9 protein-coding genes and 1 pseudogene are annotated in these 11,117 nt (G+C 64.1%); 4 read left to right on the top strand and 6 right to left on the bottom strand.

The window, feature by feature from the left end; genetic code table 11:
• Positions 1 to 247 precede the first annotated feature (247 nt).
• The 4 genes from nrdD to JNO50_RS11460 are packed head-to-tail and all read left to right on the top strand — an operon-like array spanning position 248 to position 3,779.
• The gene (gene nrdD / locus JNO50_RS11475; protein WP_229804726.1) at positions 248 to 2,401 is read left to right on the top strand and encodes an anaerobic ribonucleoside-triphosphate reductase; all 2,154 of its coding nucleotides are present in this window, start codon (positions 248 to 250) and stop codon (positions 2,399 to 2,401) included.
• 7 nt (positions 2,402 to 2,408) lie between these two features.
• The gene (gene nrdG / locus JNO50_RS11470; RefSeq protein ID WP_189534664.1) at positions 2,409 to 2,888 is read left to right on the top strand and encodes an anaerobic ribonucleoside-triphosphate reductase activating protein; all 480 of its coding nucleotides are present in this window, start codon (positions 2,409 to 2,411) and stop codon (positions 2,886 to 2,888) included.
• Between the two features lie 28 nt (positions 2,889 to 2,916).
• On the top strand, positions 2,917 to 3,222 hold the full coding sequence (locus JNO50_RS11465) for a patatin-like phospholipase family protein (protein WP_189534665.1): 306 nt from the start codon (positions 2,917 to 2,919) through the stop codon (positions 3,220 to 3,222).
• Between the two features lie 8 nt (positions 3,223 to 3,230).
• The gene (locus tag JNO50_RS11460; RefSeq protein WP_189534668.1) at positions 3,231 to 3,779 is read left to right on the top strand and encodes a patatin-like phospholipase domain-containing protein; all 549 of its coding nucleotides are present in this window, start codon (positions 3,231 to 3,233) and stop codon (positions 3,777 to 3,779) included.
• A gap of 7 nt (positions 3,780 to 3,786) precedes the next feature.
• Here JNO50_RS11460 and JNO50_RS11455 read toward each other — a convergent pair whose 3' ends face one another.
• From JNO50_RS11455 to JNO50_RS11430, 6 genes and pseudogenes are all read right to left on the bottom strand, one after another.
• Positions 3,787 to 4,761, bottom strand: a complete 975-nt coding sequence (locus tag JNO50_RS11455) for a tetratricopeptide repeat protein (protein ID WP_189534670.1) — start codon at positions 4,759 to 4,761, stop codon at positions 3,787 to 3,789.
• A 141-nt stretch (positions 4,762 to 4,902) separates the two neighbouring features.
• Positions 4,903 to 5,493, bottom strand: coding sequence for an SCO family protein (locus tag JNO50_RS11450; protein ID WP_189534672.1), 591 nt, complete (start codon positions 5,491 to 5,493; stop codon positions 4,903 to 4,905).
• Complete coding sequence (locus JNO50_RS11445; protein WP_189534674.1) at positions 5,490 to 6,242, bottom strand: formylglycine-generating enzyme family protein; 753 nt, start codon at positions 6,240 to 6,242, stop codon at positions 5,490 to 5,492. The genes JNO50_RS11450 and JNO50_RS11445 overlap by 4 nt, the downstream gene beginning before the upstream one ends.
• Positions 6,239 to 7,669, bottom strand: coding sequence for a copper-containing nitrite reductase (nirK, locus tag JNO50_RS11440; RefSeq protein WP_189534676.1), 1,431 nt, complete (start codon positions 7,667 to 7,669; stop codon positions 6,239 to 6,241). Before nirK ends, JNO50_RS11445 begins: the two co-directional genes overlap by 4 nt.
• Before the next feature lie 58 nt (positions 7,670 to 7,727).
• Positions 7,728 to 10,004, bottom strand: coding sequence for a nitric-oxide reductase large subunit (locus JNO50_RS11435; RefSeq protein WP_189534678.1), 2,277 nt, complete (start codon positions 10,002 to 10,004; stop codon positions 7,728 to 7,730).
• A gap of 187 nt (positions 10,005 to 10,191) precedes the next feature.
• Positions 10,192 to 10,938, bottom strand: a pseudogene (locus JNO50_RS11430) (YoaK family protein); the annotation flags it as partial.
• Positions 10,939 to 11,117: the final 179 nt, after the last annotated feature.

The raw sequence follows: 11,117 nt of genomic DNA, 5'->3' as shown, positions 1-11,117 counted from the left end.
GTGCGTCCGTTCGGCTTTTAAATACCGGCTTTCAGTGCGGATTCTGTCCGCGGTCATACTTCGCGGTCTGGGCGGTAAAAACACAATATCTTGATCAAGGGCAAATTTCATTACTACATTTTGCAAAAAAATATCCCCTGTCATGAGCAATTCGCCATACAGTATCACCCCTGGATTCGAGCGGACGCCCCGGTGGCGGATTTCGCCCGATGTCGACAACCCGGGCCGTGCGCGGCCGGTCTAATGGATGAAAGCCTACCTGATGATGCAAGTGATCAAACGTGACGGGGCCGTCGTTTCCTTCGATATCAGCAAGATTGTCGAGGCCTGCGAAAAAGCGGCCGCCGCGGCCGGTTACTGGGCGCCCGGCAAGCTGGCGCTGGAAATCGCCTCCCGGGTGGAGGAGCGTTGCCGGATCGCCGCGGAGCAGGGAACGCTCGACATCCCGATGATCCAGCTGATGGTCGAGAACGCCCTGATGCACGAGTATCCGGAGGTGGCCCGGGTCTACATCCAGTACCGGCATGACCGGGATGTCATCCGCGAGCGAGGTTCGGCGCTGCACGCCAAACTGATGGGGCTTGTTCAGAAAACCGATGAGGAAGCCACCACTGAAAACGCCAACAAGGACGCCAACGTATTCCCGGTGATGCGCGACCTGATGGCCGGCATCGTCTCCAAGCAGTTCGCCAGCACTTTCCTGCCCAAGGATATTCTGGAGGCCCACAACGCGGGTGACCTGCATTTCCACGATCTGGACTATGCGCCGTTCCTGCCGTTCACCAATTGCTGCCTGGTGGATCTGAAAGGCATGCTGGAAAAAGGCTTCCGCCTTGGCAACGCGCAGATCGAGAGTCCGCGTTCGATCGGCGTGGCCTGCGCGGTCACCGCCCAGATCATCGCTCAGGTGGCGAGCCACCAGTATGGCGGCACCACGATTCCGAACATCGACCAGACCCTGGCGCCGTTTGTCCTCAAGACCTACGAGAAAAACCTGGATATCGCGCAACGCTATGCGATTCCCGATGCCGAGCGCTATGCGCGCGAACGCACGGAAAAAGAAACCTATGACGGCATCCAGGCCTGCGAATACGAAATCAACACCCTGTTCAGCTCCAATGGCCAGCAGCCTTTCGTGACTTTCTCCTTCGGCATGGGCACAAGCTGGGCCGAGCGGATTATCCAGCAGTCCATTTTGCGGGTGCGCATCAAGGGCCTGGGCAAGGAAGGCATCACGCCAGTGTTCCCGAAACTGGTGATGTTCCTGGAGGAGGGGATCAATCTGCGTCCGGCCGACCCGAACTACGACATCAAGCAATTGGCGCTGGAGTGCACCTCCAAGCGCATGTATCCGGACATCATTTCCGCCAGGCTCAACCGCGCGATCACCGGGTCGAGCGTGCCGGTTTCGCCGATGGGCTGCCGCAGCTTCCTGCCGGTATGGCGCGACGAGAATGGCCGCGAAGTGCTCGACGGCCGCAACAACCTGGGCGTGGTGAGTCTGAACCTGCCGCGCATCGCCATCGAGGCGCAGGGCGACAAGGCGGTGTTCCTCGACATCCTGTCGCGCAAGCTCGAGTTGTGCTACCGCGCGCTGCAGACCCGCATCCAGCGGCTGGAAGGCATCAAGGCCAACGTCGCCCCGATTCTCTATACCGAAGGCGCGTTCGGCATCCGCCTGAATCCCGACGATGACATCATGGCCCTGTTCCGGGACGGCCGCGCGTCGATTTCGCTCGGGTATATCGGCTTGCACGAAGTCGGCGTGCTGCTGTTCGGCTCGCACCCGGCCGATTCGCAGGAGGCCCGTGATTTCCTGCGCGACATCGTGCGGCGCATGAGCGAGCAAACCAAGCGCTGGCGCGCCGAAACCGGCTTCGGTTTCTCGCTGTACTCGACACCGAGCGAATCGCTGTGCCACCGCTTCTGCAAGCTCGACCAGCAGCGCTTTGGCGATATCCCCGAGGTGACGGATAAGGGTTACTACACCAATTCGTTCCATCTTGACGTGTTCCGCAAGGTCAATCCGTTCGAGAAGATCGATTTCGAAACCGGTTACGCGAATCATGCCAGTGGCGGGCACATCACTTACGTGGAGTTGCCCAACATGAAGCACAATCTCTCGGCCCTGGAAACGATCTGGGATTACGCGGTGGAACATGTTCCGTACTTCGGCAGCAATACGCCGGTCGACTCGTGCGGCCAGTGCGGCTTCATGGGCGAAGCGAAGGCCACCAGCGAGGGCTTTGCCTGCCCGTCGTGCGGTAATACCGACAGCGCTTCGCTGTCCGTCACGCGCCGCGTGTGCGGTTACCTTGGCAGTCCCAACGCCCGGCCGTTCAACGCGGGCAAGCAGAAGGAAGTGATGCGCCGGGTCAAGCATCTCGGCGACCACCATTGATGCGGCGATGAATTACGATCGTTACTACACTTGCGATCTGGTCAATGGCGAAGGCATCCGCGTCACGCTGTTCGTGACCGGATGCCAGCATGCCTGTGAAGGCTGCTACAACCGTTCGACCTGGGACCGCAAGGCCGGTCGGCCGTTCACCGCCGACATCGAGGCGGAAGTGCTCAACGCCTGCGCGCGCCACGACGGACTGAGTCTGAGCGGTGGCGATCCGCTGCACCCGCAGAACCGTGAGGCGATTCTCGGTCTGTGCCGGCGCTTTCGCGCGCGCTATCCGGACAAGACCCTCTGGATGTGGACCGGTTACCTGTTCGAAGAGATCGCCGACCTGGAGATCCTGCGGTACGTGGATGTGCTGGTCGACGGCAAGTACCGCCAGGATCTGCCGACCGTCAAGCCCTGGCGCGGGTCGGACAACCAGCGGGTTTTCCGGTTGGCGTGCCAGGACGGCCGCGTGGAGGTCATGAGCGTTTTTTGAAAGTCGGTCCGCAGCAAGGCGGGGCAGGATGGCGCGCTGCGCCGGATCGCCGGCGACTCGCGCCAAGGATCGACGCCATGCTGCAACTTTCCCGCCGGGATCACGCCGTTATCGCGAACGCGAGACCCCGGATTTCGCCTCGATCTGCTTTTCGGGGGGCGGGGCAAAGGGCCTGGCCTATCTCGGGATTCTGGCGCGGCTGGGGGACGCGAGGCTCGAGCGCGTCCGCCAGGTGTCCGGCGCGCTGACCGCCATTGTCGTCGCCACGGGATTGCCCGTGGAGGGCATTCGCGCCTCTTTACGGCGAGCCTGTACGAAAAACGGGAAAACCTGACGTCGGACGTGCTGCTGTCGGCCGCAACCACCCCCGATCTGCCGTTATGGAAGGCCTGGCTTGCCAGCCGCGCCTTGCCGCTGTTGATGCCGCCAGTCGAGGTCGATACCGGCCTGATTCCCGATGGCGCCGTTTACGGCAAAGGATCGAACCGGACCGTGCGGCTGCGGGATGGCGGCATTCACGACAATCTTCCCTGGCTCTACCTTGATGCGCAGCCTTCGCTGCTGCTGTCCTTCACGGAAAACCGCGGCATCGCGCAACGACGCCTGACTTTGCTGGAAAAGCTGAAGGATCGCCTGTGCGAAGAGCCTGCGTACCGGCGCCGCCAGGCGGACATGGCGCTCGCCGATGCGGCTGGTCTTGTGCACTATATCGACGCGGGGGTGAGCACCGCGCAATTGAAAAAAGCCAAGCGGGATCTTGCGCGGATCGCCGATCGCAGCGCGATGGCGTTCGACCGCTTCCTGCTGACTTGGCGGCCGCCGGCCGAATCCGCCGACAAGGCCGCGCTGTGGCGCGAATTGAACCGCAACAAATACGGCAAACGCCGCTGAATCGCCCTCAGGCGTCCTGGCGGGCGGCCCGGCGCGCGGCGAAATCGCGAACCAGTTCCATCAGGCGGGGTTCGAGCTCCGGACGGTTCAGCTCCGACATCTGCGCGAGCAGCGCTTCGCCCTCGCCGCTCATGTCGAGCGCCAGATAGGCGCCGAGCAGCGCGAGCCCCGTCCGGGGGTCATCGCGTTCCGGCCGGTAATGCGGGCCGACCAGTTCCGCCAGCAGATCCATTCGCTGCGCCTGGCGCAGGTCTTGCGCGAGTAGCGCCAGCGCTTCGCTGTCGACCTCGCCTCTGGCCAGCGCCCGTGTCGCCAGATCCCGTGCCTCGTCGCCATGCCCCTCGGCGAGTCGTGTCCGCGCGAGGTACAACGTGGCGCGCCAGGCGCCGGGCAGCGCCGCGAGCGCTTCGAGCGCCTCCCGGTAGCCGGCGTCGCCCGACTCGCGCTGCTTGCCCTCCAGCCACCAGACGATGGCCTCGTCGCGGTTGGGATCGGCTTGAAGAGCCTGCCACAGCAGCGACGCGGCGCGTTCCGGTTTCCCCCTGGCATCCTGGATTCTGGCCAGCGCCATGAGCAGGCCGGGGGTCTTGCCGAGTTTGTGCATGGCCGCGTGCAGGGTGGCCTCCGCCTTGTCCGGCAGGCCGCTTTTCGTGAGTACGAGGCTGTGCAGCCCGTGACCGCGCTCCCGATCCGGATCGATTTCCACCAGCCGCTGGGAGGCGAGCTTCAGCTCCGAGGAAAACCCTTCGTCCAGCCCGGATTGCACAAGATCGTGCAAGGCCTCCGGATCATCCCAGTGCAATTGCAGGCCGGGCAGCAAGTATTTGTCACGCCATTCGTCGCGTGTGATGCTCACTTCCCTGCCGTAGTCGTCCTGTGTTCTGATCAGCGCCGCTCCCTCGGGATCGGCAATCGTCTCCCGCTGGGCGGGGGAAGGGGAGGTTGTATCGGCACCGAACAGCGAAAGCAGGCGTTTTAGCATGGCAGTGTTGAAAGCGGCATAAGTTGATTAGCGCCATTATGCCAAGATGACTTGCAGATGGGCAGAGGGTTTTGTAAGCGTTTCTTGGGTAATTTCACCAATCGGCCCCTCACGCCCATCCCCGGCGTGTTTCCGGCGCGCTCAGTGACGGGTCGCGCTGTCGACAGCGCGTGCCATCGCCGGATCGACACCGGTGTCCATGTTTTCCTGGGTCGCGATCACCCGTCCGGCGCTGTCGGTCAGAACAAGGCGGGTCGTGTGGTTGATGCCGCCATCCGGCAAAGTGCGGTAGCGCAGGCCGATGGCGGCGGCGAAGGCGCGCGTGTCGCTGTCATTCTTGCCGACCGCCAGATGCCAGTTGGCCGTCATCCCGTGTTCTCTGGCCAGTTCGCGCAGCGAGGTGGGCGTGTCGCGCGCCGGATCGAGGCTGACCAGCACGATGGCGAGGCGTTCGCGCCGGGCGGGCGGCAGGGTCGAGACGAGGTTTTCGATGCCGTGCATCGCCACCGGGCAGGCCAGCTTGCAGTCGCCGTAGAACATGCTGATCAGCGCCGGCGCGCCGCGCAGCCGCATAAGCGTGAACGCGTCGCCGCGCAGGTCGGTCAATGGAACGGGAAGGCGGTAGAGCGAGTCGCCGGGCAAATCGGTTCCGGCCGCGCGGGCGGGGGCGCCGACCAGCGCCGCGGCGAGGGCCAGGGCGGCGGTCAACCGTAAAAACAAGAATGTTTTCATTTCGCTTCCTCCCGTGTTTTCGCGCAGCGGAATCCCAGCGTGCCGAGCGTGTCCGTCGCGGACAGGGCGCTGAGCAGGGCGATGCGCATCAGAATCGCGTAATTGTCGCGGTCGGCGAGCGACAGGGCCGCCGCGCCGCAGGTCTCCAGGGTTTTCTGTTCCCCCTGGCTGCGGCTGTCGGCGGTCACGAAAAGGCCGTTGAAGTCGTCCACCCACTCGTAAATGTTGCCGTGCAGCCCGCGTACGCCCCAGACATTGGCGTCCATGGCGACCGGCGCGGGGGTGTCTTTGGCCGGGCGTTCGTACCAGCGCAGAATGCGCGCGAGCCAGACCGGGTCCTTGCGCGCGTCGATGCGCGTGGCGTCGGCGGCGGCCGCGAACTCCCACTCGTACCAGGTCGGCAGGCGCGCGTTTTCCGCGGCGCAGAACGCGCGCGCCGCGAACCAGCTCACTTCGGTGACCGGCGTGTCGCCGGCGCTGTCCGTCAGGTTGCGCAGGTAACCCGCGCCGGCGAACAGCCGCGGAACCCGTTCCTTGCTCCACGCCGGGTCTTGCCGCAAGAACGTCCGGAACTCCTCGCGGCTTACCGGCGTCGCGCGCATGAGGAACGGGCGCACCTTGATACTGGCGCCATTGACCGGCAAGGCGCTGTCCAGGGCGCCGCCGCCGACCCCCACGTAGTCGGCGGCGTGCCCCGCCGCGCACGCCAGGCTCAGGAGCAGGGCTGCGGCCCGCGCGGCGGCGTTCATTTGTGGCTTCTCAAGGCCTTGACCTGCGCGGCGTCGAGCACGGGCTTGCCGGCGTTGAAGGTCACGTTCACATAGTTGAGCACCTCGGCGATTTCGCTGTCCGACAGATCCTGGGGCGGCATCACGCCGTTGTATTTGACGCCATTCACCATGATCTCCCCGGCCCGGCCGCCGATCAGGATCCGCGCGGCCTCCTGTGGGTTTTTCTGGAGGAAGTCCGAGTTGGCCAGCGGCGGGAACACGCCGGCGATGCCCAGTCCGGTGGCCTGATGGCAGGCGACGCAGTTTTTGTCGAACACCTGTTTGCCGCGGCTGCCGGTCTTGGCCGTATCGCGCGGGAGGGGCGGCTCGGCGTTGCCGGGCGCTTCCTCGCCGGCCGGCAACGCGACCGGGTGCGCCGTCGCGTTGCCGATCGGGGTGATGACACCTTTGCCGTAGATGTCGGGACGGTCAGGACCGTTGACCGCCAGCAGTCCGATCGCTCCCTTGTTGAAAGCGCGCGTCAGCGAATGGTCGACCAGTGTCAGGTTGCCCGGAACCTTGGGCGTGAATTCGACGATCGCCGATCCGCCGGCCGGCACCATGGTGGTCTGGACATGCTGCTGATAGCGGCTGCCGCCTTCGAAATAGACCCTGTCGAAGATCGCGCCGATGATATGGAAACTCGAGGTCAGGTTCGGTCCGCCCACACCGAAGAACATTCTCACCTTGTCGCCCGCTTTCGCGGTCAGGGCATTTTTGCCGGTCAGCGCGCGGTCGGCGCCGTTGAACAGCACGTAGGTGGGTTTTTCGTCGACGGCCTTTTGCATGTCGAATGATTGCAGACCGCCCGCCCGGTAGCCGGTATTAGTGTAGAAATCTCCCTGCATCACATAGTATTCGCGATCCACCGGACTCAGACCCGCTTTGGGTTCGACCAGAATCATGCCGTACATGCCGTTGGCCACGTGCATGCCCACCGGAGTCGTGGCGCAGTGGTAGACGAACAGGCCAGGGTCCAGCGCCTTGAATGTGAAACTCGCCTGATGTCCCGGCGCGAGCAGGGTTTGCGGCGCTCCGCCGCCCGGGCCCGTTACCGCGTGCAGGTCGATGTTGTGGGGAAGTTTATTGCCCGCGAGATTAAGCACATGAAGCTCGACCGTGTCGCCTTCGCGCACCCGGATCATCTTGCCCGGCACCGTGCCGCCGAACGTCCAGAAGGTGTAGGTGGAGCCGGGGGCGATTTCCCGTTCCATTTCCTCGATGGTCAGATCGACCACCACGCGCGCCGGGTAGTTGCGGGTAATTCGCGGCGGCATGGCCGGTGGCGCGACCAGGGTCTGGTGAATCACGGGCAGCGTCGCTTCCGCGCGGGAAGGCTGGACGGCTGCCATACAGGGTTGCACAAGCAGGGCGGCGGGAATGGCCAGGGTGAACAGGGTTTTCATTGTCATGGCTCCAGCGGGTTCGGTCCGGCACGGCTGCGCCGGACCGTCTTTTACGGCGTCAGGCGCGTTTTCCGGATGTGGAGAGGGCGGTTTTTCCGGTACGGGGCGCGATCACCAGCTTCGCGGCGAAGACGGCAAGGCACAGCGCGCCGACGGCGAAGACGATGTCGCCGGGAACGCGCGCCCAGACCAGCGCGTGCATCACCGGAGCGTGAACGATTTCGGGCGAGCGGGCGTACCACAGTCCCTGCGTCACGCTTGCCCAGGCCTGGTAGATGCCGGAGGGGAGGATCGACAGGAATACCATCATGGCCAAGCCGATGTTCAGCAGCCAGAAGGTTGCTTTTAGCAGGCTATCGGACCAGGCGGCGCGCTCGGTCAGGCCGCGCAGGCAGAACAGCATCAGGCCGATGCCAAGCATGCCGTATACCCCGAACAGCGCCGCGTGCCCGTGGGCCGGGGTCATGTTCAGACCCTGCACGTAGTAGAGGGAAATCGGCGGATTGATGGCGAAGCCCAGCAGCCCGGCTCCCACGGTATTCCACACGCCGACGGCGACGAAGAACAGGATCGGCCAGCGCCAGGCGGCGACCCACGGCGCGGCGTCGACGCGCTTGTAGGTTTGCCAGCCTTCCAGCCCGACCAGGGCGAGCGGCACCACTTCGAAGGCGGAAAACACCGCGCCGACCGCGATGACGCCGGTGGAGGCGCCGGTGAAGTACAGGTGATGCAGTGTGCCAAGAATGCCGCCGGCGAGGAACACGATGGTTTCCAGTACGATGGCGCGGTTGGCGCTGGCCATGCGGATCAGGCCGAGTCGCGAGAAAATCAGCGCGATCACCGCTGTGGCGAACACTTCGAAGAAGCCTTCCACCCACAGATGCACCAGCCACCAGCGCCAGTACTCGATCATCGAATAATGAGTGCGTTGCCCCCAGGCGAGCGAGGAGGCGTAAAACAGCCCGATGCAGGCGGCGGACAGGAACACCATCGCGATCAGGCCGCGGCCTTCGCGGGCGGCGCGGATCGCGGGGATCAGCGCGCGCGCCATCAGAAACAGCCAGAACATCAATCCGATGAAGAGCAGGATCTGCCAGACTCGTCCCATGCTGGTGTAGGCCAGCCCCTGGTTGCCGATCCAGAAGGCGAAGTCGGTGCCCTTGTGCTGCAGCGAACCGAGCCAGCCGCAGAGGGTGGATCCGGCGACAATGACGATCAGCGCCCAGAACAGCGCATCCACCCCGAGCTTTTGCCACTTGGGTTCGAAGCCGGCGAGCAGCGGCGCGATGTACAGGCCGGTGGCGAGCCAGGCCGTGGCGATCCACAGTACGCCGAACTGGGTATGGATGGTGCGGCTGACAACGAACGGCAGCACTTCGGCCAGCGGAATGCCGAAGAAGCCTCCTCCTTCGACGGCGTAGTGCGCGGTGATGGCGCCCATGCCGATCTGGACGAGCAGCAGCGCGATGACGATAGAGAAGTACTTGAGCGTGGCGCGCATCGACGGGGTCGGCGTCAGGGAAAACAGCGGATCACGATCCGGTGCCCGCGCGGCCTCGTCATGCTCGGCCCGGGCGCTGTGGAACCAGACCATGGCGGCCACGCCGGCCAGCAGCACGATCACGCTGGCGATGGACCACATGCCGTTGGCCGTGGTCGGTGTGTTCTCGACCATCGGTTCGTGCGGCCAGTTGTTGGTGTAGGAGTGGCCGGTTTCTCCCGGACGGTCGGTGGACGTTGCCCAGGCCGACCAGAAGTAGAAGGCGGCCAACGCGCGGCGGTCGGCGGCGTCAGGAACACTGCCGGCGGTCATCGCGTAGTCTTCCCTGAGGGATTGCAGGGCCGGGTCCGTGCCATACAGCGTCATGTAGTGGCCGGCCACGGCGCCGATCGCGTCGGCGCGCAGGTCTGAAACGACAAGGGTCCGGGTTTCGGCGTTGTAGCCGTTATGACGCATCTCGCCGACCAGCCGGCGAGCGACGACAGCGCGCCGGTCGGCATCCAGACTGTCGAAGCCGTTATTGGCAAGCTGTCTTGACAGGCGCTCGCGCAGGTCGACCGCTTCGCGGTGCAGCCAGTCGGCGCTCCAGTCGGGCGCCACATAACTGCCGTGGCCCCAGACCGTGCCGATCTGCTGCCCGCCGGCCGCGAGCCAGACTTCCTGACCGCGCCGGATCTCTTCGCCGGTGAACAGCGTGGCGCCGGATGCGCTTTCTACGCGGTCCGGTATCGGAGGAGCGGAAAGCCAGATTTCCCGGCCCATGTACAACAATGCGGCGAAGGACAGCGCGCAAACCAGCGCCAGCCATTGCCAGATTCTCTTGGTCGACTTCATTGCGAAACTCCCTGCTGTGGTGGTGTGTTGTGCTTACCGCCCGGACATGGCGTGCACGCTATTAAATGTATTTTTTATACATCTTTTAGGGCGGCAGGAAGGGGCGTTTGTTTTTTGCTTGACTCAAATCAAGCCGGGTGCCATGGAAAAGCCACAGCCCGTGATCTGTGCCCTATTTGCGGTGCCAGCGATGTATCAGGAAAGAGACATCATCCATGGCGGGGACGACCGCGAGGGTGATCAGGGCGAGCGCCAGCGGAAGGGTGGACAGGTAGCCGACATGCTTGAAACCGAGGGCGCCGGCGATACCGCCGAGAAAGAAGCTCAGGGCGAGCAGGAACAGAACGGTGAGGCGCTGCCGGTTGGCCATGACATGCGGCCTCACCGCGGCGTCGGTGGTGTTCCAGTAGACGAGTTTGCCCAGTTCGATGCCGATGTCGGTGACGATGCCGGTGATGTGCGTGGTGCGGATTTCCGCGTGGGACAGCTTGGTGATCACCGCGTTCTGCAGGCCCATGATGAAGCACAGCAGCATGACGGTCGCCGGCACGAACAGCCCCCGGATGCCGGACAACCATGCGCCCATCACCCCGAAGCACAGCAGCAGGAACGCCTCCAGCAGCAGCGGGTAGGCATATTCGCTATGCGTGTGCCGGCGTCGCGAGTAGTTGACCATCACGGCCGAGGTGGCCGCGCCGGCAAGAAACGACAACAGTCCGCCCGCGCCGCCCAGCACAAGCTCGTAGGCGCCCAGCGCGATGTTGTCCGCCATCGACGACACGATGCCGGTCATGTGCGACGTATATTGCTGCACCGCCAGAAACCCTCCGGCATTGGTGGCGCCCGCCACGAAAGCCAGCGCGAAGCCGAGCTGGCGATTGGTTCGGATGGTGCGTTTTCTGCCGGTCAAACGCCTGACGAAATTGATGGGCATGGGCGGACATGCGCTGCGAGCGCGCAGCAAAAGGAAGCATTGTACTGCAGACGGCGGGTGCATTGAATGCCGGGAACGTTTTCTGCATCGAATTCGCCGCTTGTTAAGGACATTGTGCTTGGCCATCGCGCAAGAGGTTGATGCCGTCCCACGGGTTTCCCCCGGATGCCGCCGGTCAT

The organism is Paludibacterium paludis (assembly GCF_018802605.1).
Lineage (GTDB): Bacteria > Pseudomonadota > Gammaproteobacteria > Burkholderiales > Chromobacteriaceae > Paludibacterium > Paludibacterium paludis.
The sequence above is the reverse complement of the archived record's forward strand: the minus strand, read 5'-3'. Positions and strand labels throughout refer to the sequence as shown.

Excerpts from the sequence above, each read along its gene's own strand:
- nrdD (WP_229804726.1), top strand. The coding sequence starts at position 248 with ATGAAAGCCTACCTGATGATGCAAGTGATCAAACGTGACGGGGCCGTC.
- nrdG (WP_189534664.1), top strand. The coding sequence starts at position 2,409 with ATGAATTACGATCGTTACTACACTTGCGATCTGGTCAATGGCGAAGGC.
- JNO50_RS11465 (WP_189534665.1), top strand. The coding sequence starts at position 2,917 with ATGGCGCGCTGCGCCGGATCGCCGGCGACTCGCGCCAAGGATCGACGC.
- JNO50_RS11455 (WP_189534670.1), bottom strand. The coding sequence starts at position 4,761 with ATGCTAAAACGCCTGCTTTCGCTGTTCGGTGCCGATACAACCTCCCCT.
- JNO50_RS11450 (WP_189534672.1), bottom strand. The coding sequence starts at position 5,493 with ATGAAAACATTCTTGTTTTTACGGTTGACCGCCGCCCTGGCCCTCGCC.
- JNO50_RS11445 (WP_189534674.1), bottom strand. The coding sequence starts at position 6,242 with ATGAACGCCGCCGCGCGGGCCGCAGCCCTGCTCCTGAGCCTGGCGTGC.
- nirK (WP_189534676.1), bottom strand. The coding sequence starts at position 7,669 with ATGAAAACCCTGTTCACCCTGGCCATTCCCGCCGCCCTGCTTGTGCAA.
- JNO50_RS11435 (WP_189534678.1), bottom strand. The coding sequence starts at position 10,004 with ATGAAGTCGACCAAGAGAATCTGGCAATGGCTGGCGCTGGTTTGCGCG.